Below are 26,997 nucleotides of genomic sequence, written 5' to 3'. Positions count from 1 at the left end.
GGGCATATGGGCTGACTCGAGATGGATTCGAAAATAGGCTGCACAGGCCTGAAAGCCCAGCTGGACCCCAGATACCGAGCAGCCCATGAACGCGACCGCCATCGATCCCTCACAAAGTCCTAGAACCTCTGGGGTGTGGGGTAGTGGAATCCCCTTCCTTCAGGTCGGGGAGGTGCAACGCCATCCTTGAGATTTATGGCATCGTATTCATCATAATTATTTCTACTACTTATCAGAGGTTCGTACCCATTTATCTACAAAAAATTGCAGAAGATATTGTGCTCCGGCTGGGTCTCGATTATGCGATTTCCTGCAGGAGTGTGAAATGGGGATATACATAAGGAGGCAGAGGTTGTGGAACTCTCTCAGCAGATGCTTTATAAAGCTAGAGCATCCGTTCGGGCAGCTCAAATCGCTTTCTCTCGAATTGAATCAGCTGCGGGAATACTGGCAAGGCCGGCTGAGGTCCTGCCTTGCATGACTGATTGGTATGAAAATGGTTCTCGCAAAGGTCCATTTTCATCCACATGGGTGACCTTGGATCATGGGTGTTTTCTCTAAAAGTTCTTTCGGATCATGTAAAAGGTGATCATGATGAAGATCGCCCTCATCGGCGCGTCTATGCTCCTGGGCATGTCCATGCTCCTGCTGTACATATGTATGTTTTGCCTTTATTCCTGAGCACATGCGTGACATCATTGTAACTGCAGGGATTAGGTAGGCTGCTTGTAAAGGAAAATGGGATGTTCTCTTACAGGTGCAAATCACATTCCTATCTTCTGCGATGAGCTGCGGTGCCTCTGCGTTTATCTCAATTTGGGATACTGGGTGCTGGCTAGCTCCTGCAGCGTCAGCCGGCAGGAAGCGCGCCTTTGGCATGATGCACTGATGAATCGACCCCTGCGAGGCTGTTCTATGATTCAATTACATGACTTTCTGCCACGCTCTTATCCATTTTGACGACTTGCCCAAAAGGGGTAGTGGTCATGCTATGCATTCGTGACGAATGAATGAGTGCTTTCACCAGCCACATCGCAGGCTGCAAGTTGCTCACGCACAGGAGAGCGTCTGCCGAATTACACCGCGTGCGTGGATGCGCATTGTAAGATATAATGTTATACAAAAAATTATTATACATCAAACTACAGAAACTTCATGTCGGACGTGAAGAGGGCTCCTGAATGAGGAAATCCGCTATTGTTCTTCTCATGATAGTGGTGATCTTATGCATCTGCATCTGGGCACAAAGCAGTGAAAAATTGAATACAGTGATGCCTATCGCACACGTTCTCGAGGTCTCGAAGAATGCTTTATCACAAATCATAAGCATTGCATGCAATCTTATTGGGGAGATCGCAACCAGAGCGGGAGAAGTGATATCAGAGCTCTCTCTGGAGGTCTTCAAAATTTTGGTTAAAATCGCATCTGACATGGACACAAGGATCCAATCCGTGCTCCACAGACCCGTCATTTGATGACGGCTATGAAAATAATAGCCCATCAGGTCTGTCGAGGTCTCCGGCACATATGTGCAGGTTCATAAAATCCAACTTTGCGCAGGTTGTGCGCATCACTAAATGTTACAGCGCTCAATCCGTCCAGAATCCTGGAGCAACCTGCTTGCCGCAGGTCATGTGCATCAGTATGTGATTTGGGAGATCCGCACATGTATCAAGAAGGGGGATAGATCCGCCCGTCCGGGAGTAGCAATAACAGCGGTGACGAGCGGCCAAGATAGTAGTAGCTGTGCGGATATGAAGCTGTTAGCCATGCAGTGCGAAAGTATTCGATGAAGTTGTCTCAAAATTCCCATGCGTATTGGTTTATAAGGATCGCATTTCTGCACAGGGTTGACGCAGATCAGCATCATCGCTTAAACAGTTTTGAGACAGCTTTGATGACAAATGTCGAGACTCAGCATGGCTCCCCGTCTTCATCCCAGGCACGAATACAGTCTTCTCGCGCTTCGACCAGCCAACATCAGAGCCTGTCGGCGAAGAGCGATGGCTCGCTCCGCCATTTCCACTCCGCAAGATAAAACCCACTCAGCCGCTGCCAAACATCTCCATTATCCTCAGGTACTCCTTCAACGTCTCCGGTGGCATGTGGGGCTTTATATTCTGATAAGCCCTCTCGAAGTGGTCCCTTCTCACCTGGATCTGGCTCAGCAGCAGTGACTCGCGCTTCATGCCTGGCTGGATCTTCTCTCTCAGGGCAAGCATTCCTGCCTCCCTGCATATCATCTCTATGTCCGCGCCAGTGTATCCATCGGTTCTGGCGGCAAGCTCATCGATATTCACATCACCTGCCACCGGCATCTTTCGCATGTATATCTCGAAGATCTTCTTTCGCGCAGCGAGATCCGGCATCTGTATGTAGATCATCCTGTCGAACCTTCCGGGACGCAGGAGCGACGGATCTATCAGGTCAGGTCTGTTCGTGGCTGCGAGAACGACAACATCCTTCAGCTCAACGAGACCATCGATCTCGGTGAGCAGCTGGCTCACGACCCTTTCCGTGACGTGTGAATCCCTGCCTGAGTCCCTCGCAGGAACTATCGAATCTATCTCATCGAAGAATATCAGCGCAGGCGCGGCCTGCTTTGCCTTCCTGAAGACCTCGCGAACGGCCCGCTCGGACTCGCCAACCCACTTGCTCATCAGCTCCGGCCCCTTGATGCTTATGAAGTTGATCCCAGACTCTGTTGCTACCGCCCTGGCGATCATGGTCTTTCCTGTGCCCGGAGGACCATACAGGAGAACTCCTCTCGGAGGCCTTATCCCCACAGCCTCGAAGGCCTCCGGATACATTATCGGCCACTCCACGGCCTCCCTCAGGGCCTGCTTTGCGTCCTCCAGGCCGCCGATGTCAGACCAGTGGACTTCGGGGATCTCCACAAGGACCTCGCGCATCGCGCTCGGCTCGATCTTCTTCATCGCAGCGAGAAAGTCCTCACGGCTGACCTTCAGCTGATCCAGTATCTCCGGAGGGATCTCCTCCTCGATATCAAGATCTGGAAGGATCCTGCTTATCGTATGCATCGCGGCCTCCTTGCAGAGGGATGCGAGATCCGCTCCCACAAACCCATGCGTCATCTCGGCGATCTCGCTCAGATCCAGGGAATCATCGAGCGGCATACCCCTCGTATGCACATAGAGTATCTCCAGCCTGCCGTTCTTGTTCGGAATTCCTATCTCGACCTCCCTGTCAAACCTTCCGCCGCGCCGGAGGGCAGGATCGAGAGCGTTTGGGCGGTTCGTCGCAGCAATAACTATCACCTCTCCCCTGGATGTGAGACCATCCATGAGCGAGAGGAGCTGCGCGACGACCCTCCTTTCGAGATCTCCCAGTACCTCCTCCCTCTTGGGGGCTATCGAGTCTATCTCATCGATGAAGATTATCGATGGCGCGCTCTTCTGCGCATCTTCGAAGATCTGCCTCAGTCGCTGCTCGCTCTCTCCGTAGTACCTGGACATGATCTCCGGGCCGGATATGGCCGTGAATGTCGCGTCGGTCTCGCTTGCCACAGCCCTGGCAATGAGCGTCTTGCCGGTACCAGGTGGACCGTGGAGCAAAACACCTTTTGGAGGCGTTATGCCGAGCTTCTGGAAGACCTCAGGGTGTCTGAGGGGCAGCTCAACCATCTCACGTATCGCTCGGATCTCCCTGCTCAGACCGCCGATATCCTCGTAGGTGACGTCTCTGAACTGGAAGCCCTCGATCTGCTCGCTCGTTATGTTTATGACGGTGTCTCTGGTTATGACGACAGGCCCTGGAGGAGTTGTGCTCACAACCACCATCATCAGGTAGTTCGTGATCATCTCTATCCGTATCTGCTCGCCCTTTGTGACCGGCCTCCCCTCCAGGATCCTGAGGAGGTACTGCGGTCCGCCTATCAGCCTTATGCTCCTCGTCGGAGCGAGCAGCACCCTTCTCGCGGGTTTTACCTCAGTCCGTCTTACGAAGACCCTGTCGTCTATCCCCACACCCAGATTCGATCTCAGGTTTCCGTCGATTCTTATTATGTCAGGCGCATCTCCCGGGTTTCCGGGCCATGCCAGGGCGCATACCTTGTTCCTTCCCTGGATCTCAACCACGTCGCCGTTCTTGAGCCCCAGCCTGTTAATTACATCCAGACTGATCCTGGCTATGCTCTTACCCGCATCCCTGTGGTATGCCTCTGCCACTCTGAGAACTATCTGATCATTCATCGGCGATCTTCCTCACAGATTTAAATGCTCCAGGAGCCATTCTCGAAGCGCACCAGCCCCCTCGACTCAAGCCTTGCGAGCGATTCTCTCACAACCGCTGGGGGCATCTTGAGCCTTTCAGCGAGCATCTCCTCTGTTGAGCTGCCTGATAGGAGTGAGAAGAGCAGTTCCTCCTCGATCTCATCGGTCGCGCACTCCTCTATCGCTCTCATCGCCCTCTGGCGCAGCTCCAGCTCCCTCGTTGCAACATCTGCCATCATCATTCTAAGCCTGTCCATCTCGGCTGCGAGCGCTGAGAGCTCCTCATGTATCGCTCTGAGATCGCGGCAGTCCGACTCCCTCTCCATAGATGGACAGGAGAGCGCATAGACCCTCACCCCATATGAGTGCGACGCCAGCGCGACCTCCAGGACGACATTTCTCGCCAGCCGGAAGTACTTGCGCCTCCTCTCATCCCTGTAGCACTCGATCAGCCCGGCTGCTTCCAGAACTCCAAGGTGATCAATAACAGCCTTCGGTCCGACATCGAGCCTCTTGGCTATCTCATTGAAGTAGAATGGTCGGAATGAGAGGAGCTGAAGTATGCGCCTCCTGTTCTCGTTTCCAAGAACATCAAGCAGCTCGACCGGATCCAAGCCGAACACCCTGCCACGAAATCATAACTGATGGTTAGTAACAAAAAGTTAGATATAAGCATTTTGGTTTTTCTGCTGTGTTGAAAAATGTTAGAGGATCCGATAGCTGAGGACGAATTCATGCAAATTTCAATTCTGATAAAATCGATGGCATTCGACTTCATAGCTTCTGATCATTCAACACTGCATCTTGAGCCAAAGGCTTATTTATGGACGCATCCGACTCTGCTGGCTGTACAATTCTCTGTAAATCGGCAGATGTGATTCGGAGATGCTTATCGTAGGTATAGATGACACGGACTCTGAGAGGGGATTCTGCACAACGTATCTCGCAGCAGTACTCATAGAGAGGCTCAGGGCGAGCGGATGTCAAACTGGCGCACCGAGGCTTGTGCGCCTCAATCCGTGTGCGAGATACAAGACCAGGGGAAATGCAGCCATCGCCATACCCGTCGAGGCCGAGGACCCAGAAGAGATCGGGAAGCTCGCACTTGATACACTCTTGGAGCTCTCAGATCTCTCAGGAAGAAACACAAACCCCGGGCTCGTGATCGCAGACAGGGTCACCGCGGAGATGAGGCGGTTTTACAGGAGGGCGGTCACGGAGATCCTGGAGATCGAGGAGGCGAAGAGGATACTGTCATCTGAGGGCATATGGCACCGCGGCTTCAAGAATCAGCGAGGACTCATCGGCGCGCTCGCAGCAGTCGGCTCGGAGTTCGACGATCACACATACGAGCTCATCGCGTACAGGCGGAGAGGGCTCTGGGGAACGCCGAGAGCTCTCGATGAGGATTCGATATGGAATGCGGACAGAGCGACGTATCCCGCGACCTGGGACACGGTGGATTACTCGAACAGGCGCATAGTCTTCTCCCCACACTCGCCAGATCCTGTGCTCTTCGGGATTCGCGGTGATGATCCCGGAGCGATAAGAAGGGCGTTCAGCATGATAAGATCTGAGGCGCCTGAGAGATGCGTGATGTACGTAACAAACCAGGGGACAGATGCGCACATCATAGATATGAGTGATCGCGATATCCTTCTTCATGATGACAGGAGCTATAGGCTGCGCGGCAGCGTTGCTGGAGAGCCGCGCGTGATCGAGGGAGGGCATGTCTTCTTCCCCATCGACCTGGGAGAGAGGAAAATCGAATGTGCTGCCTTCGAGCCTACGAAATGCTTCAGAAAGATCGTCAGATCGCTGATTCCTGGAGATCTGATAGAGGTCTACGGCTCCATGAAGTCCGGCACGTTGAACCTGGAGAAGATCGACATAATCTCTCTTGAGAGGCAGAGGAGATCCAGGCCGCCGCTCTGCGCATGCGGCAGGCGCATGGAGTCTGCCGGATCCGGCAAGGGATACAGGTGCAGGAGGTGTAGGACGAGATCCATGGAGGCTGAGATCGTGGAGCATCCTCGAGATATCGAAGAGGGCCTCTATGAGGTCCCGCCATCTGCGAGGAGACATCTGGCGAAGCCTCTTGTGAGAACGCGGAATCCCAGGGCGCATCCGAGCAGGTAGTTCGGGTCTCTGGCATCACCTCCGTCCTTCAGCCAGGTGCGGCCAGATCAGCTACATTAAACCTAATTCGATCCCGCCGCCCCGAACTCCGGGAAGTCATAGATCTGCGTTATCTCGTAGCCTCTGGATTTCAGTCTGGCGCACAGGAGCTCGGCTCTTTCCAGCATGATTTTGATCATATAAAGCCGCACAGGGAGTGAAGAGATAATGTTCTGGCTTATTCCCCTCTGCCTGAGCACATCACTGTACTCATCGCTGCCCTCCTCGACGAAGCCAGCCCTGCCGGTCAGCTGTATCCCTGCCACATCCCTCATGCTCTCATACGGATCGTAAACCGCGACCGAGACCCTTTCGTTCAGCACGATGTTCGCGAACTTCTCCCCGCCCTCGCTCAGAATGTACATGGCGCCATTTCTGTAGAGGTACTCAAGAGGCGTCGCCCTGACCCTTGACCCATAACCTGTTGCAAGTGTACACGTGTTGTGCGAAGCAAGAAATGCATCTATCAGCCTCCGGAGCTCGTTAACCGGCATTCTAGGAGAGATCGTATCTCTTGTCCGCTTGATCTCCAGGCCGAACTCAACAACCTCCTCCCTGACCAGTGTGTCGATATCCTGGAATAGAAAGCCCTTCCTCTTGCAGAACGACTCCATGCCGAGGAGATCATTTGAGCTCAGCCTCTCGACGCACATCCTTCCCCCGAGGGCTCTCGAGAGAAGTACACTCTCTCCCAGTATCTTTTTGAGGCTTTCCAGATTTGTCTCGCCATCCTTCCTGTCTATGGATGTGGTGAAGAGCGCGATCCTCTTTTCCCGCAGCCAGCTCAGGCTCTCCCTGACGAAGTTCCAGAGTTTCGGGCTGATGACACCCTTGTACACAGGCGCGCCCAGAACGAAGAGCTCGAACCTCCTGTGCTCCGGCTGGATCTCGTCGACCTTCACAGCATCAGAAGGCCCCAGAATCAGCGAGAGTGTCCGTGCGACCTCCTCTGTCGAGCCGTATCTGCTATCGTAAACCACAAGAGTCCGGATCATCCCAGGAAGTATTGATTCGCCGCCTTTTAATCCCTTCCTTGTATGGCTTGAGACGGCTGCTGGAGAGACACCGCGTTTCACTGCCGGGAAGTGCTTACAGCTTCATATCTCCTGAGCGGATCATCTCCTCAGAGCGGCGTTATCGCACATCCAGTTTACTATCACTATGCAGTGGTCTGCGTGCAGGCTCAGCGGGCCTATGCTTACAGTCTCAGCTCCCATTGAATCCAGGAGATGCTCCTCATCTCCTGTCATGCCTGTGTGATCTCCTAGTACGAACACGCCATCTGAAACTGACTCACTGAGGGGAGCGCCATCTTCTCTGAGGTAGTACAGCCTCTGACCCTCATCCCTCAGAGACTCGAGCAGCGATCTGAGATCTCCTTTCCTGATGTAAATGCCTGGCGTGGACTCCCTCCAGGAGGGGCTGGCATCGATGGAGAGCGCGCGCTTTATCAGGGCAGCCGTGCTCCTTTCGTCTGGATTCAGATGGCGGAGCCTGCTTCCATCAAAGCGAAGTATCTTTGGCTCGGGCCCGCCCATGAGGATAAGATGGCACCGGACATCTCTTCTTATTCCATGTGAGAGCATGAATGCCGAGTTGACGCATCTGCAAAGCACATCTATCCTTCCTGAGGTTCCAGGCAGATCCTCCAGGGAGAAATCCGGCGTGGTCTTAGCGATATGACCCACAATCACAAAGTCGCGCATGATCACATCATCGTGTTCATGATATTCAAACTATACAGGATCTCAATCGAGTGAGGTTTTAAATCCTGATCGGCCATTCGGTTCGCTCGTATCGATCGGCCTTCAGCCGGCACATAAGATGCTCATTTCAGGTCCATATGCGGAACAATAGTGGTCGTCGTAAACAATAAATCATGCCATTCGAGATCTGGGGATGTGAAGCTTCTGCAGCCAGCAATGGCCATCCTGCTCGTCTTTGTTGTGGGCTGTGTTACTTCTGTACCGGATGAGTTTCACGGGACAGTCGTCAAGGTGGTGGACGGAGACACGTTCGACGTTGAAGGTCTTGGCAGGGTGCGGCTGGCGGATGTCGACTGTCCGGAGATGGATACAGAGGCAGGGAGGGCCGCCGCGAACTACACGATCTCCTGGCTTTTCGGGCGCACAGTCTGGCTGGACATAGACGATCTGAAGGGTAGAGACGACTACGGGAGATGGATCTGTGTTGTTTATCTGGATGAAAATGGCGCGCCGGATCCGGAGATGAACTTCAACAGGATGATCGTTGATAGCGGCCACGCTGTTGTGAGGGATTTTACAGATAACGAGTTCAATCCGGCTGATTGGTGGAACCACAGCTCGCTCCAGCCAGGCGGAGGGTGCGCATACGTCGGCTCGGTGAAGTCAAACAAATACCACTACCCTGACTGCGAGTGGGCGCAGAAGATCTCCCCTGTTAACCTAATATGTTTCTCCAGCCCGTCAGAGGCGCGCTCGAAGGGATACACTCCCTGCCGCGTCTGCAAACCTCCATGACGTGCGGAAAGGGATCTGCCCAGGAGCCTTCAACACACACGCGCATGATATGGTGATATTATTAATAACATCTATTGTTATTATTTATCGAAAAATTCATATCAAAGCAGTTGCAACAGTAGAGAGCGGTGAGAAGCCATGAGTGGTGCGAACATACCTAAAAAAGTTGTCGTCTCCGATTACGCAGTGCCCTTCGTGGCGAGGGGCGGGCGCGTCTTCTCGAAGCTGGTGCTCAGGGCAGATCCGGATGTGAACCCGGGAGACGAGGTGCTGGTGCTAGACAGGAACGACAGGGTGATAACAGTAGCGAAAGCATATTAAAACCTGCATCATTCAGAACAGCCGGCTGGTGGTGCCGCTGTTCTGATCTCCTTTTAGCTGGTCGGCACAACCAGAATTTATGTGCGATAAAAATACGCTCTTATCCATATAATGACTTCCCTGGAAAGACAATGGCCCTGGCGTGCGTTCTTGGAGAATGAATGAGTGCTTCCAGCAACCGGACTACATGTCCTCTAAGTTGCTGAACACACAATAGCGAAAAAATATTGCCCTTGGTCAGGGCTTGCTGTCGATGATGCTGCCGGAGCTATCCCGCAATGTGGCACTGTCCCCATCGTTGTTCCAGACAGGGACGCTCCTTCCCCAGTAGAGGTCCTCCTGGGTATTATTGCCAGTGCCTGTGTGCACCTTCACACTGGCACCAGACCGGAGGATGAATCCATCGGGGAACACATATGTGTGCTCCTGTTCATCTGATATGCTCCAGCCGGTGAGATCCACATCAATCTTTCCGATGTTCTCGATCTTCACCCATTCCTCATTGAGATTCGCCCTCTCCGGACTCGGCGCCACGAAGCTGACGTTCGATATTCTCACAGGCGTTTCGGAGCTCGATACATTTCCATCCCCATATACAGGGGATGCCAATAGGACCAGCAGGATGGCCAGTCCCAAACACGCTTTTGTGATCCACACCATACTTCCCCACCTCTTCTAGAGAGGTTATTACTACGATTAGCTGCAAAGATTTAAACTTTTCTAAGTAATTTTTGACTTATGAGATTATAACCAGGTTTATAACATCTTATTGAGATTAATTTTGATATAAACTTCTCAACAATTAGAGGAATTTAATTGAAACGCTTCCCATCAACAGGACATGTCCAAATAAAGAGCTGGAACGCCAGACATAAACTCCAATGCTTTTGGTTCTCAGAAGCGATCTGGTTGTATTTGGACATGCTCCAGCAACAGAGCGCAACAGAGAAATCCTATGATATAACCAGACCAAATGAGGTGTCATTATGGATTATGCTGAGATGTCGGATATTCTGAAGAGCACGCTCGGCCTCGATAGCGAGCCTGTAGGTGTGGTTCTCTTCAAGAGCGAAGAGGATATCCCGAAGGATCTTAAGGAAATAGAGAGCCCGCTGCCGTACTGTGGGATGGTACAGCGCGCACGAAGAGGCGAAGTGCTGTTTGCGAGGTCTGATAAACATGCCTGCAGAGGCGGAGCTGCTGGTATAGGCCTGCACGCCTTCCCGGATAATATAGTTCAGGGGAAGCTGTATTTCTCAAAATTGAACAAATGTGCCACGCCAACTGTAGGTCAGAGGATAGTTTCGAACCTCCCAAAGATTCCGGCTGGCAGCACGGTTGCGACTCTTGTCGCGCCTCTCTCAAAGCTGAATATGAATCCTGACGTGGTCATCTTCGTCGGAAATGCTCTGCAGGCCCGACGCATAGTGCAGGCCGTCCTGTACAGGCGCGGTGGGCGCATGAATCTTGATACAGCTGGCATCCAGTCCTTCTGCGTCGATGCCACAGCGTCCCCGATCCTCAAGGGCGATGTGAACGTCTCGCTTGGATGTGACGGGTCCGCGAAAAAGACCGGGCTTACAGATAACGATGTGGTTGTTGGAATCCCATTTGAGATGCTCGAGGACATATGCAGGGTTCTGAAGGAGAGGCACGAGGGCTGGGACAGATTCATGCGCTCCTGACCACCCTCCATTTCAGGAGAAGACCATCATCGATGCGTTCCGCGGATTCAAGCTCCAGCCTCTGAAAGTTCTCCGGGAAGCCTCTGCCGTCCACGAGCGTGGGAGCATCTTGACCCCCTATCACCATGGGCCCCACGAAGACGCAAATCTCGTCGACGAGCCCCTGCTCTATGAGCGACCAGTTCAGGGTGCCTCCTCCCTCGACCATCAACCTCCTCACGCCCCTCCTGTACAGCATCTCCAGAAGCTCTCTGAGATCAACGCGATCCTCCCCACAGATCGCGATCTCGCACCTCTCAGAGAGTTCTTTGAGTCTATCCTCAGGGGCATATCTCGATACAGCCACGATGCATCCCGGCCCCAGAACCCTGGCTTCCGGAGGCGTTCTGGCCCTGCTGTCAGCCACGATCCGGAGAGGGTTCTCCGGCACACCTCTTTCCAGCCTCCATGATCGCAGCGCCTCAGACTTCACTCGGAGCGTCGGGTCGTCTGCAATGACAGTTCCCAATCCAACCATCACTGCATCGCTCTCCGCGCGGAGCCTCTCCACCCTGAGGAGGTCCTCAGACCCGGAGATGCGCACCTGTCGCCTGAGAAAAGAGCTTATCTTCCCATCGGCGCTCATTGCGCTGTTGATCAGAACATAGGGTCTCATCATGCGCAGAATCGATGAGGATGTTAATAAGCTGAATGCCCCGCCCATCAGCAAATATTCCGGTCCGGGATCTCTCGCCTCTGCATCAGAGGATGCTGGCTTTCAGGATGAGCTGATACTCTCCGGGACGGTGATCGCAGGCGAGGATATGGTTGTCCTGGATGGGTACGTCGTTATAGAGAACGGCGTAATAAAAGAGATCGGTGAGGGCAAAGAGAGAGGCCACCTCGAGGGAATCATATGCCCTGCATTTGTCAATGCGCACACACATGTCGCGGACTCCATCGCGAAGGATCCGCCGTTCATGGATCTCGCGGATCTTGTAGGGCCGGGCGGTCTCAAGCACAGAATTCTTGAGAGCGCGAGCGATGATCTCCTCGTCGAATCGATGCGCTTCTCTGTTTCAGAGATGCTAGATACCGGGACCTGCGTCTTCGGCGATTTCAGGGAGGGTGGTTCTCACGGCGTGGAGCTACTCCTCAGAGCTATCGAGGGTTTGGGGATCCAGAGCAGGATCTTCGGCAGGCCTCTGAGGGCGCCATGGGATATACATCCAGCATGCTGGGGAGTCGGGCTTAGCAGCACTAGGGATTACGATCAGAGTTTTGTGGATGAGGTTGTGAGGATCGCAAGAAAAGAGGGAAAGCGCATCGCGATACACGCTGGAGAGGCCGGCAGGGATGATATAGATGGCGCGCTCGCGCTCGACCCCGACATTCTCATACATCTCTCCAGAGCGGAGCGCTCCGATCTCAGGGATGTTGCGGAATCTGGCGCCTCTGTGGTCGTGTGCCCCAGATCGAACCTCTTCACACGCGCCGGCCTTCCTGATGTCTCATCGATGCTATCTCTGGGAATCAATGTCTGTGTGGGTACGGATAACATTATGATAAATTCGACCAACATCTTCAGGGAGATGGAGCTTCTCTCAAAAGCGCTTGTCAGAGACGACAGACAGGTTTTTATGATGTGCACGATAAATGGAGCAAGAGCACTGGGAATGGATGAGAGGCTCGGCTCCGTCGATCCCGGAAAGGAGGCGCGGGTGATGGTGTTCGACAGGAACTCACGCAACATGAGGGGATCGTTGAATCCATTGGGAAGCATCGTGAGAAGGGCTGAGCCCTCTGATATAATACTGAGGATCTGAAAGCATGATCGAGAAGATTATGATAGCGACGGATGGCTCTGTGACGAGCGAGAGGGCCGCGAGGTTCGGCGTGGAGCTCGCCCGGAATCTGGGGGCCAGGGTCATAGCGGTCTATGTGGCGGACACAGGCAGGCTTAGCCACCTCCCTGATGAGATGATTCTTGTTGGCATAAGGGACATGCTCCTCAAGGAGGGTGAAGATGCAACATCATACGTTGAGTCGATCGCGTCTGAGGCTGGCGTGCCGTGCGAGAAGAGGATTGTCGAGGGAAAGCCGACTGACGAGATCCTGAAGCTCTCTCGCGATCTCAGCGTGGATCTCCTCGTCATGGGAAGCGTTGGGAGGAGTGGCCTCGACAGGTTCCTTCTTGGAAGTGTTGCAGAGAAGGTGGTCCAGCACTCCAGAGTTCCAGTTTTAACAGTGCCCGGCGAGAGAAAGGAGGGCTGATCCTTGGATATCCTGGTCAGAGATGCAATGGTCAGGGATGTCGCTTATGTGAGCCTGCCCGGCACCAGGGATAAGGTGCTGAAGGTTCTGAACGAGCGGCATGTCTCTGGCGTTCCTGTCGTCAAGAACTGCACTGTAGTCGGCATGGTCACCAGGACAGATCTTCTCCGGAACCCGGAGGAGGACCAGATCGCCATGCTCATGACCAGGAATCCATATGTCGTGCATCCTGAAGATCGTCTGGTCGATGCTGCGAAGCTCTTCGTTGAGAAACGTGTGAGACGTCTGCCTGTGGTCGAGGACGAGAGGCTTGTGGGGATCATTAGCGTTGCAGATCTCGTGAAGGTAATCGCGTCTCTCAACATAGATGAGACCATAGATAAATATTTCGAGCGGAATGTAGTCGTTGTATGGGCAGAGATGCCGCTGCCGGTGGTGGGCGCGATAATGGAGTATGCCGGGGTCCAGGCATGCCCCGTGATCGATACAGATCTCCAGCTGGTTGGCATAATCACAGATAGAGATCTCATAGCAAAGAGCGTCGTCGAGGAGTCCCTGGAGAAGGCAGATGCAGACACTGCGCCTGAGATGGATGAGTGGAGCTGGGAGAGCCAGAAGGAGGCCATCTCCAGGTACTACCAGGTATCTAAGATCACGCTGAAGAATGTGAAGGTGAAGGAGGCCATGGTCCAGGCGATAACCGCGCTGAGATCCAGCAGGGTGAGCGAATGCGCGCGGACGATGTCGCAGAAGAGGATAGACCAGATGCCTGTTGTAAACGCTCACAGAAAGCTGATTGGCATGCTGAACGACCACAACCTCCTGCTCCCCTTCATATCAGCATACGAGAGGTAGCGCAGCGATGGCATGTGAGACAGCGCTGATCCACTTGCATCTGCAAGAGTTTCATTCGCGTCCTATACCATCCCCAGCTCTGAGAGCCTCTCCGGAAGATATCTTTTCGTGACGAAGTCCAGACCCTTGCCGGCGAATGCCTGCTGCTCTGCCTTCTTCTTCAGGTCTATCTGGAGCTGTATCTGCATCTGCCAGTAATCGCTGCCGAACCTCGGGTCTGTGAGCTCTGCCCTTAGCGCATGAAGATCCCTGTCTGTGAGCTTGTCTGTGGATAGATTGTACTCAACGATGTCTGTGGGCTGTACACCGAGGAATCGTGCATCCGGCGTGGCCAGGTGCTCGGAGAGATGCGCGCTCTTTATCGCGCCGTATGCGACGCTCGCGAATATCCTGTAGCTCCACGGATCTCCATCTGTGAAGACAGCCACCGGCAGGCCGAGCTCCGTGTTGAGCCTCTTTATGAAGCGTCTTGTCGACCGTGCCGGCTGGCCTTTGAGGTGCACCAGTATAGCATCGAACTCCTCATCGAATCCGTTCTCTATCAGCCTGGCATACATTCCGCCTGTCTCAACTGCTATGACCATTCTCGCATCATGCTCCAGGAACTCAACAAAATCAACGTTGAACGGTATCTGGTAGCCCGCTTCCCCTATATCCTCCTGGCAGTGTATCTCACGCTCGCCGCGCCGCGTGCGCTCCCTGATTCTCAGAGGGCCGAAGACAGCGGCGCCATCCTCCTCAGGCCTGACATGAAATTCCTCTCGCTGCAGGCCTGTGATTATCTCCAGATCTTCAATGAGGCGGTCGCTCTCAGCCTGCTCTGCAAACTTCGCAAGATCCCAGTTCTCGGAGATGTAGTATATCTCCCTGAGCGTTGATGCCCTATTTCCTCTTAGATGCTCTTTTACTAGCAGATCCACCAGATGCACGGTCTTGAGCAGCGTCTTCGCACCACGTATCGTCTTGACGCTTCTCACGCTCTCCTGGTCGCCATAAACCCACACATCATCTTTCGTGCTGTACTCGATATTCTTCTTCGTCCTCGTGGGAAGAACGAGATGGGGTACAGTGCCCTCCCTGAACTGATCATAGAGAGATCTCGCTATACTGAGAAGCCTGCTCTCCGGATCAGACATCAGACAGCACCCTCGCTCCTGTCACAATCTCTGGCTCCAGCCCCTCGACAACAGCCTCCGGCATTCTCTGCAGGTGGTTTTTTATCGTATACCTGATGACCATCCTCTCACCGGACCGGATCGCTATCCTCCACTGGTAGTCGTAGCGGTCGCCCATATCAACCCTTCTGGCAGGTGGGTCGAGTTCCTCCGCCTCCAGAGGGAGTATCTCGTGCAGCTTGAAGCTTCTCTGCGCGGAGGTGTTGTTCTCTATCTCTATACACACCCTCAAACGCCCATTCTCCTGCTTAATGTCCCTTCTCACCAGAATATTGCCCATGATCCTGGCCACAACCATGCTTATATCAGGCCTCTCGAGCCCGAGCATGTCCGCGAGCTTGTCTGCCATTCTTGGGAGAATCCTACCTATGATCTCCTCCTTCTCCCTTCGCTCTGAAAGCGTCTCCTGAAGTGCGAGAAATCTCCTCAGCTTTCTGCCGATCTCCTTCAACGCGAGATCTATCTCAGTGAGTATCTCAGGGATGTCCGCTATTGCGTCCTTTGACTCGGATGTAAACGGTATGTTTGTGGATGCTACATGCACCAGGATCACAGCAGGCCCGACCGGCAATCCCCCGCCTGGCTGGTCCAGGCCATAGCTCTTCCAGGAGACTCCTTCTACCGCATGGGTGATGGCGCATGCACCCTGCTGGTATATAAGAGGCACACGGTTCGCGAACCGCAGGATATCCACTCTTCCACTCCGTTCGAGTTCGCCGCCGAATCCGATTCCTGCCTCGACCACAAAGGGATTTCCGGAGTATACAGAGACCGGCCTTGAGACTGTCGCGATGAAGTCCAGCTTGTACTCCTTCGCCAGGCCGGATCTTATCAGATCCTCTCCTATCGGCGAGAGACAGTCGGCAGGGGGAGACTTTATCTTTATGCGCCTGAGCGCCTCAAAAAGCCGCTTGGACTGATCGTAGTTGAGGCTTCTGGGATCCATCGATGGATCAAGGCCTGAATTATGGATCACCTCCTGAGCAGCGATGTTGCCGATGGATGTGAACGATTCCTTCAGGAAGCTTGAGAGCTTTCTTCTCTCGGTGTATCTCAACATCTTTGTGAGCTCGCCGAGCTCTATTCCTGCAGGATGGGGCTTTATCTCACATGCTCTCTTTGGAAGAAGCTCCGTCGCCCTCTCAAACCGCTCTGTGGATCCATCCGGCTCCACGAATGTTATCCTTGCATGCGGGTTCACTATCGCTACGTTCTTCAGATAGCTGTAAACCGACTGCCTCCTGCCCCGGACATACGATCCTTCGATTTCAAGCTCCACCCGCGTGCCCCTTGGTCGCTCCCAGTCGATATCCTTCTCTCTGATGATCTCCGGCTCGTTCTTCGCCGTATTGATCATAACCTCCACATATCTCGCTGGCCTCTCAGGCGATGTCCTGGATGTGATCCTCGCTGGCTTTCCTGAGGTCAGCTGTGAGTAGAGGACAGCTGCAGATATGCCTATGCCCTGCTGCCCCCTGCTCTGCCGGAGAACATGAAATCTCGAGCCGTAAAGCAGCATTGCGAAGACTCTGGGTATCTCAGATGGCACGATGCCTGGCCCATTGTCCTCGACTATGACACGGTAAAGCTCACCGGTGCGTTTAATTTGTACAAAAATATCGGGAAGTATGCCGGCATCCTCACATGCGTCAAGGGAGTTGTCGACAGCCTCCTTGACGCATGTTATGAGGGCGCGCGGAGCGGAGTCGAATCCAAGAATCTGGCGGTTCTTCTCAAAGAATTCCGCAACAGATATCGATCTCTGCTGCTTTGCCAGCTCCTCGGCTATATCCATTAAAGCTCTGCCCCAACAACGGTCTGTGTTGCTGTTACGTTCTCGATCTCGCGAATCGTGTCGACCAGTCGGTTCAGTGTGCTGAGACCATCGACCTCTATGATCACAACGAAGTCGAACTCTCCAAAGACGTGATAGACGTTCTTTATACCATCCACCTGCCGCAGTGCATTATAGACCGGCTTCTCCTGTCCAGGCACTACCTTGACCATTGTTACTCCAATCACCATTGCCTCTCACCATAAACACACACCACTACATATTATATTAACTTTACATCATTCGGTTGTCTCCGGATAAGGATTAAGTCTATCCAACATCCAAAATAAGTAAGGCCCAGATTTCTGACTTCTGATCTTATCTGTACAGGGCCTCTCATCCAGCCGCCCCTCCGGGATCACAATGGCGTGCTTTCAATAACCTGAGCTGGCACCTCTCCAGGCTATCTGGGATCGAGTGATCGGCTCGGTTGTGCACCATGGGATGTAGCTCAGCGAATCGAGCCCTTTGGCCCGGCCGACGGATATGCACAAAATTCTGACTTCACAATTCGCGGGCCGGTACAGAGATGTTCGCGTGAGGTAAGCATCAAATATATAGATCAGAAGGATAACGATCTGATTAAGAGGGCAGATGTTGAGTATGGAAGAACCGAACGAGTTGCTTGGCAGTATTCAGTTTGAGGATACAAGCAGCATCACCGTCCCCGAGAGCCTCATAGACCAGGTCATAGGTCAGGAGGAGGCGGTGGAGGTGATCAAGAAGGCGGCACATCAGCGCCGCCACGTGATGCTCATAGGCTCGCCCGGTACAGGCAAGTCAATGCTGGGAAAGGCCATGAGCGAGCTCCTTCCTGTGGAGGAGCTGCAGGATATCCTGGTGTATCACAATCCGGAGGACAACAACAACCCACGCATCAGGGTCGTGCCCGCAGGTCGGGGCAGGCAGATCGTGGATGCACACAAGATGGAGGCCAGGAAGAAGGTCCAGACGAGGAACATGTTCTTCATGCTCATCGTCATGGGGCTGATAGTCTACGCCTACTATACAGGCCAGCTTCTCTTCGGGATAATCGCAGCAGCACTGATATTTCTCTCAATGAGGTATCTCATACCAAAAGAGGATGTGTTCATTCCGAAACTTCTTGTCGACAACAGCGGCAAGAAGACAGCTCCATTCGTTGATGCAACAGGTGCACACGCCGGAGCTCTGCTCGGTGATGTCAGGCATGATCCTTTCCAGTCTGGCGGCCTCGAGACCCCTAGCCATGAGAGGGTTGAGTGCGGCGCCATACACAGGGCTCACAAGGGTGTGCTATTCATAGATGAGATCAACACGCTCCGGCTGGAGTCGCAGCAGAGCCTTCTCACAGCCCTTCAGGAGGGCATGTATCCGATAACAGGTCAGAGCGAGAGGTCCTCAGGAGCGCTCGTGAGGACTGAACCTGTGCCATGCAGCTTCATAATGGTCGTCGCGGGGAACTTGGACGCGGTTCAGGGAATGCACCCGGCGCTCAGGTCCCGCATAAAGGGCTACGGCTATGAGGTCTACATGAGGGACACCATGGAGGACACTGTGGAGAACAGGGACAAGCTGATAAGGTTCGTGGCCCAGGAGGTTGTGCGTGACGGCAAGATCCCGCACTTCACCAGGGATGCTGTGGCCGAGATAATCAGAGAGGCGAAGAGGCGTTCCGGCAGGAAGGGCCATCTGACGCTGATGCTCAGGGACCTCGGAGGTCTTATACGTGTCGCCGGCGATATCGCGAGATCTGAGGGCGCTCCACTGACCGAGGCCAGGCATGTCATAGAGGCCAAAAAGATGGCGAGATCGCTGGAGCAGCAGATGGCTGACAGATATCTCGAGAGGCGAAAGGAGTACAGCATGTACAAGAGCTCTGGCGATGAGGTGGGGAGGGTGAACGGGCTTGCTGTCATTGGCGATTCCGGCATCGTCCTGCCCATAATGGCAGAGGTCACTCCTGCCCAGTCCAAGGAGGAGGGGCGGGTGATTGCGACCGGCCGGCTTCAGGAGATCGCGAAGGAGGCCGTGACAAACGTCTCAGCTCTGATCAAGAAGCTCCAGGGAGAGGACATAACAACAAAGGATGTCCATATCCAGTTCATCGGCACATACGAGGGCGTTGAGGGGGATAGCGCGTCGATATCGATAGCCACAGCGGTAGTCTCTGCGCTTGAGGGAATACCAGTAAAGCAGAGCGTCGCGATGACGGGCTCCCTCTCAGTCAGAGGAGATGTGCTACCCGTCGGAGGGGTAACACAGAAGATAGAGGCGGCTGCCCAGGCCGGGATAAAGACCGTGCTCATACCAAAATCCAACATGGGCGACGTGCTGGTGGATGAATCCATACGGGACAAGATAGAGATCATACCCGTGTCCAATATCAGCGAGGTCTTTGAGTACAGTCTTGCCGGGCAGAGGTCCAAGCTCCTCGAGAAGCTCAGGAGATTCGCAACAGAGAAGAAGATAGGTATCTCAATACCGGATGGCATTCCAAGTCCAGCGATGAGCATACTCTAGTGATCTCCATGGAGTTCTTCGATACCAGGATCGTGAGGGGCCGGAGGATAAGCATAGTCGTTGACAACTCGAAGGTCGAGGAGATCTCGGAGAGCATATTCCAGGGCGTGGCGGTCAGAGCTCTCGTGGATGGCGCATGGGGCTTCGTGAGGAGCGACAGCATTGAAGACCTTGAGAGGAGCATCGAGAGGGCCTGTGGGATCGCCAGGGCAATCGGTGGCCGTGAGATACTTAATCTGGCTGAGAGCGAGAGGGGTCTCAGCTGCAGGGTGCCGGTGAAGAAGGATCCATCATCGGTCTCCCTGGAGGAGAAGGTTGATCTTGTCAGGGAGATAGAGAGGGCAGCAAGGCTCCCCGGGATCTCGAGCACGCGTGTGTTCTACACAGATATTCTCACTGAGACAGAGTACAGCAGCTCAGATGGAGCATCGCTGAGAAGCTCCGTGACCAGGACTGGCTTCGGGATAAGCGCCGTCGCCATGCGGTCCGGCCTCCTCCAGTCGAGCAGCGAGATAAGAGCTGGTGTCTGTGGGCTGGAGCTGATCGAGCGGGAGGATCCGTTTGAACTGGCGCGCAGGGCAGCCAGAACAGCCCTCGATCTGCTGGACGCGAGGGTCCCTGAAGGCGGGAGGTTCCCGGTCGTGCTGGACCAGGAGCTGGGCGGTGTATTCATACACGAGGCTGTGGGGCATGCCGCAGAGGGAGACATAGTTCTCGAGGGTGGATCGATACTCCAGGGGAGGGTCGGAGAGCAGATAGGCTCTGAGCTTGTAACTGTTAAAGACGATCCATCTCTCATGCATTACGGCCATTATCCCTTCGATGACGAGGGATCTGCAGCGAGAGAAACAGTTCTCGTTGAGAACGGGATACTGAGATCTTATCTCCATACAAGAGAGACTGCCGGAAGACTTGGGGGGAGTCCGAGGAATGCAAGGGCTCAGGGATACAACCGCCCGATAGTGAGGATGTCAAACACATACCTGGCCAATGGCGACTGGAGTCTGGAAGAGATCTTTGAGGAGATGAGAGATGGAGTTTACCTCATAGGAAGCCGTGGCGGCCAGGTCAACACCGCTGAGGGGATCTTCCAGTTCAATGCCAGGAGAGGCTATCTTGTGAGGAAAGGAGAGATCTCAGAGCTCATAAGGGATGTCTCACTCTCGGGCCAGACCCTGAGCATTCTGAAGGGCGTCAGAGCGGTCGCAGACGACCTCAGGTTCAACAGCGGAGGATGCGGAAAGGGTGGTCAGGTTGTGCCTGTGGGCGATGGCGCGCCGCACATCCTGATAGATGAGGCGGTCGTCGGCGGTGCTGGATGAAATCCATGCGTACCATGCTGTAAATGCGATCTCCGCGCCTGTTTCTGTTGTCTGCCTCAATCCACACCATTTGTGGCTGAAGCATCTCAGGCAGAGCGCTAAGAATGTGCGGATTTCAATGAATTATTCTTCATCACACATATTATGATCGAGATGCAGAACCTGTTAGAATAATGATTGAGCGTCTTCCCGGGGAGGCAGAACCTGCGCAGAGCCGGGAGGACAGGATGCAGAACCTGTTAGAATAATGATTGAGCGTCTTCTCCATCCAAAAGGAGCAAGCCACAGATCTCTGAATTCATCTCTCATCTGGACACACCCGAGATGCATAACACAAGCTATAAATACAGGAGTGAAAAGTAGGCATAACGCCAGTGGTTGCGCAAAATCGGGTTCCTGTGGTCTTGCGGGCCTGTAGCTTAGTCCGGTTAGAGCGCTCGGCTCATAACCGAGTGGTCGCCGGTTCAAATCCGGCCAGGCCCATGTCCACTCCATATTGAAGCAGGTTTTTAATGCGGTCACGCCCTGTCACTGCTGGGCCGTGCGCCCGTTGTGGCCCACAGCACTCAATTGCATTCCGTACGCTGGTCTATCGAATCCAGTAGAATCTTCCAGCAAATCGATCCCATGATCCACCACAGCTCGTCAGCACGTGGATGATCCGGGCACCTCGCCGCCCTGCTCTCCTTTGTGGATGATGCTCCTGGCCGACTCCTGCCACGAGATGATCTTTTTGATGCTGATGCCAGTCGACTCTGAGATGCTGGCAGGGTCTGTGGAGACAAGCGCCTCCAGCGTTTTTATTCCCGCGCTTTCGAGGCGTTCCCTGCTCTTCGGACCTATCCCCGAGATATCATCAAGCTCGGGCATCCGCTGCGTTTTTGATCCCTTTTTCGCCTGCCAGTTGTTGAAGTTGCAGTATGGACATCCGAGATCCCATGGCCTCTTCCCACGATTTATGATTCTGATGTGATTCATGTCGTGCGTCTCGCATCTCCGCTCCGTGACAACGATCATGCCACCCCTGGGGAGGGGGAGCGTGAACCTGCACTCAGGATACCCGGAACACCCCACAAACCTGGCACCTCGTCTGCCACGTCTTATAATCAGATCGGAGCCGCACAGCCTGCACTTTCCCACGATCCTGTCGACACGAAGTCCCTCCCTCAGCGAATCTTCTATCTCTTTCCTGTGGGCGAGAAGCTCATCGAATACAGCTTCTAGCATCTGCCTCGACTCCTCGATGACCTCGCCCTTTGTGATCTTCCGCTCTGCGATCTTGAGCATGTCGTTCTCGAGAGTCCTTGTCATCTCAGGCTTCGTGATCGCAGGGGCATGGCGCTGGAGCGTGTCGACAACAGCGTACGCAGTCTTCGTCGGTCTTATCGGATTGCCATGGATATAGGCCCTCGCATAGAGCTTGCTGATTATATCATGCCTGGTCGACTTTGTACCCAGGCCCAGCTCGTCCATGAGCTTGACGAGACGTCCCTGCCCGAACCTGGCAGGCGGCTGGGTCTCTTTAGACAGCACCTCATGGCTGAGGACCTTCAGCCCCTCTCCCTCCCGGAGAGGAGGAAGAACGTTCTCCTCGGCCCTGCTGTATGGATAGTACCTTCTCCATCCCAAGTCCAGAATCCTGGAGCCGTTCGCCCTGAATACCTCATCCCCGATATCAAAGCTGATGCTTGTGGTCTCCCAGACGCACTCTCCAGAGAGTGTCGCGAAGAACCGCCTTACAACAAGCTCGTATATCTTCCACTGATCCTCTTTGAGGTCATCTTTATCAGCTACAGACGTCGGGTATATCGGGGGATGGTCCGTTGTCGAGCGTTTTCCTTTTGTAGGTGTGATGCTGCCCTTCATCAGCTCCAGTGCATCCTCACGGAAAGGTCCTGATGAGAGCATCTCGAGCAGCGATCTCAGATCGATCGATGGTGGGTACACTGTGTTATCTGTCCTTGGATAGCTGATGTAGCCATTCGTGTAGAGGGACTCTGCAATCCTCATCGCGTTTGCCGCTGTGAAGCCGATGCTGCTGGCCGCACTGATGAAGCTGGTGGTATCGAAGGGCGTTGGCGGCCTATCCCTCCGCTCCCCTTTGGATATCGATCTGACGCGTGCCACATCGCTCAGAGAATTCAATATGCGGTCGACCTCGTCCCTGGTCCAGATCCTGGATTTTGAATGCCTTACTCTGATACCCTTCTCGAGATCTGCATATATCTCCCAGTAGGGTTTCGGCTGGAACGACTCGATCTCCTTCTCGCGATCCACGATCAGCGCCAGCGTCGGCGACTGAACCCTGCCCACAGAGAGGAACTCCTTCCCGAGCCGACCTGATGTTATCGATATGAATCTCGTCAGTGCAGCGCCCCACACGAGGTCTATGATCTGCCTCGCCTCGCCGGATGCGGCAAGATTGAAGTCGACCTCTTCCGGCTGGGCGAATGCCCTCAGAATCTCGCTTTTTGTTATGGCGCTGAACCGCACCCTGTCCGCTTTTATGGATGGATTGACCTCCTGCAGTATGCAGAGGGCCTCAACACCTATGAGCTCTCCCTCTCTATCATAGTCTGTGGCGATCGTTACGCGGTCTGCCTCTCTGCCGAGCTTTCTGAGAGCTGAGACTATCCTCTCCTGCGTCGGTCTCGATACGATCTCCGCCCTGATGAGATCCCTGTAATCGACCTTATGCCAGTTGTTGTAGCACTCAGGATAATCCAGGCCCACAATATGGCCGCTGAGGCCTATAACAACACGGTCATCAAAACGAAATGTATCGATGCCGGAAACCTTTGTAACAGTCGGTTTCTTACCTGCAAGAATCTCGGATATTCTCTTCGCAGCATCGTGCTTCTCAGCAATGATGAGGTGCATTCATCTTCGGAGACTCTTATAGGAAATATAAGAATCTGTCGGGATCTCCGCGCAGGCATTTGTATCCGAAAGTCTTCAACGAGGATTGGATGGCTGGCAGGCAAAACATATCCTGGAATGAGACTCATTCCTGTGATTTAGCGGATCAGCAAACTTGCATATGGGTTAGATGCAATTGATGCTATCTGTACAGATCTCACCACTCTGCCGATTCTGCCTCATAAACAGCATCCAGGGGCAGTAAGCTCCGGATTTCTGGTTTTTATCTTCATTCGGACACGTTCACACAGAGGACCTGTCCCAATAAGAGATGAATTCAGAAATCTGTGGCTTGCTCCTTTTGGATGGAGGAGGTACTCAATCTTCATTCGGACACGTTCACACAGAGGACCTGTCCCAATAAGAGATGAATTCAGAAATCTGTGGCTTGCTCCTTTTGGATGGAGGAGGTACTCAATCTTCATTCGGACACATTCACACAGAGGACCTGTCCCAATAAGAGATGAATTCAGAAATCTGTGGCTTGCTCCTTTTGGATGGAGAAGACGCTCAATCATTATTCGGACACGTTCACACAGATGGACGTATCTGAATAAGGATTATGTGTTTATAATATGCAGAAGATGGGAAGATCCAGATTTTCGGCCACAGCTATTATCCGGACACGTTCACGCAGATAATCCAAAGGGATTTATTTGGAAACCATCTGTATTCGAACTGCTTAGAGGGCTGAGACATGCAAGATAGATGTGATATGGCCTGTGACAGGTGTGATGCGCGTGGATCCTGTACAGATGAAGAGAACCGCATGAGACGGATAAAAAGAAAGATGCTTGTGGGAAGCGGCAAGGGCGGTGTGGGCAAAAGCACAGTGGCAGCGTATCTCGCGATCTGGCTGGCAAAGAGGGGTTACAGCGTCGGCCTGCTTGATGCGGATATAACAGGACCGAACATACCCAAGCTGCTTGGAATAGAGGACGAGCGTCTTACAGTGGGGCCTGATGGTATACATCCTGCAACTGTTGGCAACATCAAGGTCGTGTCAATGGCTCTGATACTCCCGACATCCGGAACATCGGTCGTATGGCGCGGCCCTATGAAGATGGCGGCCATAAAACAGTTCCTCTCGGATGTCTGCTGGGGTGATCTCGATTATCTGATCGTGGATCTGCCGCCCGGAACGAGCGACGAGCCCATAAGCCTCGTCCAGCTGATACCCGATCTGGATGGTGTCGTGGTCGTCACAACACCGCAAGATGTCGCCATCATCGATACTCTGAAATCAATCGACATGTTCAGGAAGATGAATGTGCGCATAATCGGTATGGTCGAGAACATGAGCGGTCTTGTATGCCCTCACTGTGGGAAGAGGGTGGAGGCATTCGGATCGGGAAATGGAGAAGTCCATGCCAGGGATATGGATGTGGATTTTCTGGGTTCAGTTCCTGTTGATCCGGAGCTGAGCATGCTGTACAGGTATCTTGATGGTATTGAGGTGAGCTCACCAGGGCTCAGGTCGATGGAGGCGATAGCTTTCAAGATAACACGTGCGCTTGATACAGATGATCGTGAGGGTACTCTTCAGCGGGGATGATTCGGAGAGGGAGATGCTCAGCTCTCTGTTTGAGATGTCCTTTCAGAATCTCGGCCTCTCCATGGAGTTCTCGAATCCGCAGGAAGATCTGCAGGGCAGGACTGACGCCGTGGTACTCCTGAGCATGCTTTTAAGAAAATTCGGAGCACATCCAGCCATCTTGGTGGTTGATGGCGAGATATATCTCGCTGGCGTGGGTTCGATATTCGGATGTGCGGCTGGGCGATGCGCCATCACCACGACCTTTGGTTTATCAAGAGGCGCCTGGATGAACGTGGTCATGCACGAGATAGGGCACATTCTCGGGCTGGATCACTGCATCGAGCGCTGCCTAATGCAGCCCGCAATGAATGAGGAAGAGGTCGAGAGACGACCGTTCGCGCTGTGCGAGCAGTGCTTCTGGATCGCAAGGGAAAAGCAGCGTGGTCCAGCCTCTGAATATGATTTGCATCCTGTACCCTAGAATTCAGGTACTCCTGGCCACCATTAAAGCACATCTTCGCAGTTACCGTAGATCTCGGTTGAACTCGACTTTTTCGTGAGCAGAACGACCACACGTATCAGCAAACGCTGTGAGAAGCACGCTCGTCTCAAAACCTTAGGCTTCACCTATGCCGCTCTCTGAGCCCATCAAGCATTGCGTCGTATCTCTGTCTTATCCTTTCGATTATATCTATATGGCCCTCCTGGTGCGTGGGTATTATGATCTCAGCGTTCTCGCCTGTGTAATCGGCTGCAGCAGTCACACCGCGTTCTTCTACATCCAGATGCATGTCCAGCGCGATCTCGCTTGCAATCGGCGTCAGGGGTTTCACCGGACCCAGGCCTTTTGCCCTCTCCCTGTAATCCTTTAAAGCGGCATCAACCTCTCTGATCAGAGCCTCTGCACCCGGAACGTCTCTCCGCATAAGCATCAGTTTCTCCACACCCTCCTTCAGCTTCGAGAACGTCGACGTGCCGATCTCGATGATCTCCCCTGAGTAGTGCTTTCTTATTTTCTCTGCATATCCTGGGGACGCTATAAGGAGATGGACCTCCCTGAGCTTGGCAATATCACCATCTTCAGGCCTGTATGGGTTTACAATCACGTAATCGATGCCAAGGCGTCTGGCCAGGCTCTCGTATATCGGGGTGATTCCAATAATCTCACGCTTCCCGGCGATAATCCCCCTCAAGAACTCGGGGCTCGCCGACTGCAGGCCGAAGTACTCCGCAAACCCCCTTGTCGTCCTCAGCTCCCTGGTTCTGCCCTTCTTGCTCGCACTTATCAGACCCATCCGCTCCAGGAGCCTGACATGCTCGTAGCATTTGTTCCCACGGATCCGTGCCAGCTCGCTCTGCATTATTGGCTGTCTGTATGCGATAACAGCAAGCGTGCGTATCACTGAGGAATCGAGCTCCCTCGGCGCGACCATTGCCACTGACTGGGCGAGATCTCCTCTGACCTGCATCACAAAAGATCCCTCGACAGCTCTCACCTCGATGCCACCACCGCGTGATGCATACTCCCTCAAGAGGGAATTCGCGGCATCGAGCACATCCTTGGCGTCGAGTCCCGAGAGGCCTGATATCTCCTCCACAGAGAGAGGCCGGCCCGCTGCAAATAGCATCGCCTCCACAAGAGCTTTCGCATCCACCTTCGTCGTTCTGAGACCTCCTGTGAGC

Annotated in this window: 22 protein-coding genes and 1 tRNA gene; 12 read left to right on the top strand and 11 right to left on the bottom strand. The window is 53.7% G+C overall.

What is annotated here, in order from left to right; all coding sequences use genetic code 11:
• Positions 1–2,045: 2,045 nt before the first annotated feature.
• Positions 2,046–4,211 (bottom strand): CDC48 family AAA ATPase, encoded by a 2,166-nt coding sequence (locus MTHE_RS03150; protein ID WP_011695801.1) that lies wholly within the window; start codon positions 4,209–4,211, stop codon positions 2,046–2,048.
• 20 nt (positions 4,212–4,231) lie between these two features.
• Complete coding sequence (locus MTHE_RS03145; RefSeq protein WP_394296053.1) at positions 4,232–4,855, bottom strand: ArsR/SmtB family transcription factor; 624 nt, start codon at positions 4,853–4,855, stop codon at positions 4,232–4,234.
• Positions 4,856–5,117: 262 nt separating this feature from the next.
• On the opposite strand from MTHE_RS03145, the gene MTHE_RS03140 reads away from it, so the two are divergent.
• Positions 5,118–6,371, top strand: a complete 1,254-nt coding sequence (locus MTHE_RS03140) for a tRNA(Ile)(2)-agmatinylcytidine synthase (protein ID WP_011695799.1) — start codon at positions 5,118–5,120, stop codon at positions 6,369–6,371.
• Positions 6,372–6,433: 62 nt separating this feature from the next.
• Here the strand turns inward: MTHE_RS03140 and MTHE_RS03135 are convergent, their stop codons facing one another.
• Entirely contained in the window at positions 6,434–7,405 is a 972-nt protein-coding gene (locus tag MTHE_RS03135) for a flavodoxin domain-containing protein (protein WP_011695798.1), read from the bottom strand.
• Between the two features lie 120 nt (positions 7,406–7,525).
• Positions 7,526–8,116, bottom strand: coding sequence for a tRNA (pseudouridine(54)-N(1))-methyltransferase TrmY (trmY, locus tag MTHE_RS03130; RefSeq protein ID WP_011695797.1), 591 nt, complete (start codon positions 8,114–8,116; stop codon positions 7,526–7,528).
• Positions 8,117–8,311: 195 nt separating this feature from the next.
• On the opposite strand from trmY, the gene MTHE_RS03125 reads away from it, so the two are divergent.
• Both MTHE_RS03125 and MTHE_RS03120 read left to right on the top strand, forming a co-directional pair.
• The gene (locus MTHE_RS03125) at positions 8,312–8,911 is read left to right on the top strand and encodes a thermonuclease family protein (RefSeq protein WP_232840893.1); all 600 of its coding nucleotides are present in this window, start codon (positions 8,312–8,314) and stop codon (positions 8,909–8,911) included.
• A 138-nt stretch (positions 8,912–9,049) separates the two neighbouring features.
• Positions 9,050–9,232 carry a PUA domain-containing protein gene (locus MTHE_RS03120; protein WP_011695795.1) on the top strand — a complete coding sequence of 61 codons (183 nt, stop codon included), beginning with the start codon at positions 9,050–9,052 and terminating at the stop codon, positions 9,230–9,232.
• Positions 9,233–9,469: 237 nt separating this feature from the next.
• Here the strand turns inward: MTHE_RS03120 and MTHE_RS03115 are convergent, their stop codons facing one another.
• On the bottom strand, positions 9,470–9,841 hold the full coding sequence (locus MTHE_RS03115; RefSeq protein ID WP_175265727.1) for a lamin tail domain-containing protein: 372 nt from the start codon (positions 9,839–9,841) through the stop codon (positions 9,470–9,472).
• A gap of 377 nt (positions 9,842–10,218) precedes the next feature.
• On the opposite strand from MTHE_RS03115, the gene MTHE_RS03110 reads away from it, so the two are divergent.
• Entirely contained in the window at positions 10,219–10,917 is a 699-nt protein-coding gene (locus MTHE_RS03110; protein WP_011695793.1) for a DUF169 domain-containing protein, read from the top strand.
• Here MTHE_RS03110 and MTHE_RS03105 read toward each other — a convergent pair.
• Positions 10,904–11,572 carry a 2,5-diamino-6-(ribosylamino)-4(3H)-pyrimidinone 5'-phosphate reductase gene (locus tag MTHE_RS03105; RefSeq protein ID WP_011695792.1) on the bottom strand — a complete coding sequence of 223 codons (669 nt, stop codon included), beginning with the start codon at positions 11,570–11,572 and terminating at the stop codon, positions 10,904–10,906. The genes MTHE_RS03110 and MTHE_RS03105 overlap by 14 nt on opposite strands.
• 1 nt (position 11,573) lies before the next feature.
• Between MTHE_RS03105 and MTHE_RS03100 the strand changes: the two genes are divergently transcribed.
• Genes MTHE_RS03100 through MTHE_RS03090 form a run of 3 tightly spaced genes read left to right on the top strand, consistent with a single transcriptional unit; the run spans position 11,574 to position 14,025 of the window.
• Entirely contained in the window at positions 11,574–12,722 is a 1,149-nt protein-coding gene (locus MTHE_RS03100) for an amidohydrolase family protein (protein ID WP_011695791.1), read from the top strand.
• Positions 12,723–12,726: 4 nt separating this feature from the next.
• A complete protein-coding gene (locus tag MTHE_RS03095) occupies positions 12,727–13,170 on the top strand; it encodes a universal stress protein (protein WP_011695790.1) in 444 nt (147 codons plus the stop codon).
• Positions 13,171–13,173: 3 nt separating this feature from the next.
• Positions 13,174–14,025: a CBS domain-containing protein gene (locus MTHE_RS03090; RefSeq protein ID WP_011695789.1), complete on the top strand. Its 852-nt coding sequence runs from the start codon at positions 13,174–13,176 to the stop codon at positions 14,023–14,025.
• 62 nt (positions 14,026–14,087) lie between these two features.
• Here the strand turns inward: MTHE_RS03090 and MTHE_RS03085 are convergent, their stop codons facing one another.
• From MTHE_RS03085 to MTHE_RS03075, 3 genes are read right to left on the bottom strand one after another with little or no spacing between them, the layout of a single operon-like run.
• Positions 14,088–15,161: a DNA topoisomerase IV subunit A gene (locus tag MTHE_RS03085; protein ID WP_011695788.1), complete on the bottom strand. Its 1,074-nt coding sequence runs from the start codon at positions 15,159–15,161 to the stop codon at positions 14,088–14,090.
• A complete protein-coding gene (locus MTHE_RS03080) occupies positions 15,154–16,995 on the bottom strand; it encodes a DNA topoisomerase VI subunit B (protein ID WP_011695787.1) in 1,842 nt (613 codons plus the stop codon). The genes MTHE_RS03085 and MTHE_RS03080 overlap by 8 nt, the downstream gene beginning before the upstream one ends.
• Positions 16,995–17,225 (bottom strand): Lrp/AsnC ligand binding domain-containing protein, encoded by a 231-nt coding sequence (locus tag MTHE_RS03075; RefSeq protein ID WP_011695786.1) that lies wholly within the window; start codon positions 17,223–17,225, stop codon positions 16,995–16,997. The genes MTHE_RS03080 and MTHE_RS03075 overlap by 1 nt, the downstream gene beginning before the upstream one ends.
• 403 nt (positions 17,226–17,628) lie before the next feature.
• Between MTHE_RS03075 and lonB the strand changes: the two genes are divergently transcribed.
• The 3 genes from lonB (at position 17,629) to MTHE_RS03060 (ending at position 21,341) form a co-directional block, all read left to right on the top strand.
• Positions 17,629–19,536, top strand: a complete 1,908-nt coding sequence (gene lonB / locus MTHE_RS03070) for an ATP-dependent protease LonB (RefSeq protein WP_011695785.1) — start codon at positions 17,629–17,631, stop codon at positions 19,534–19,536.
• Positions 19,537–19,544: 8 nt separating this feature from the next.
• Complete coding sequence (locus MTHE_RS03065; protein ID WP_011695784.1) at positions 19,545–20,858, top strand: TldD/PmbA family protein; 1,314 nt, start codon at positions 19,545–19,547, stop codon at positions 20,856–20,858.
• Between the two features lie 408 nt (positions 20,859–21,266).
• Positions 21,267–21,341, top strand: a tRNA-Ile gene (locus tag MTHE_RS03060).
• Between the two features lie 162 nt (positions 21,342–21,503).
• Here MTHE_RS03060 and MTHE_RS03055 read toward each other — a convergent pair.
• Positions 21,504–23,738 (bottom strand): DNA topoisomerase I, encoded by a 2,235-nt coding sequence (locus MTHE_RS03055; protein ID WP_011695783.1) that lies wholly within the window; start codon positions 23,736–23,738, stop codon positions 21,504–21,506.
• Between the two features lie 808 nt (positions 23,739–24,546).
• Between MTHE_RS03055 and MTHE_RS03050 the strand changes: the two genes are divergently transcribed.
• Positions 24,547–25,332, top strand: a complete 786-nt coding sequence (locus tag MTHE_RS03050) for an Mrp/NBP35 family ATP-binding protein (protein ID WP_232840892.1) — start codon at positions 24,547–24,549, stop codon at positions 25,330–25,332.
• Positions 25,301–25,795, top strand: coding sequence for a matrixin family metalloprotease (locus tag MTHE_RS03045; protein WP_175265724.1), 495 nt, complete (start codon positions 25,301–25,303; stop codon positions 25,793–25,795). Before MTHE_RS03050 ends, MTHE_RS03045 begins: the two co-directional genes overlap by 32 nt.
• Before the next feature lie 142 nt (positions 25,796–25,937).
• On the opposite strand, the gene scpB is transcribed toward MTHE_RS03045, so the two are convergent.
• Positions 25,938–26,969: an SMC-Scp complex subunit ScpB gene (gene scpB / locus MTHE_RS03040; protein ID WP_011695780.1), complete on the bottom strand. Its 1,032-nt coding sequence runs from the start codon at positions 26,967–26,969 to the stop codon at positions 25,938–25,940.
• Between the last annotated feature and the right edge of the window lie 28 nt (positions 26,970–26,997).

Source organism: Methanothrix thermoacetophila PT (genome assembly GCF_000014945.1).
GTDB classification, from domain to species: Archaea; Halobacteriota; Methanosarcinia; order Methanotrichales; family Methanotrichaceae; genus Methanothrix_B; species Methanothrix_B thermoacetophila.
The sequence above is the reverse complement of the archived record's forward strand: the minus strand, read 5'-3'. Positions and strand labels throughout refer to the sequence as shown.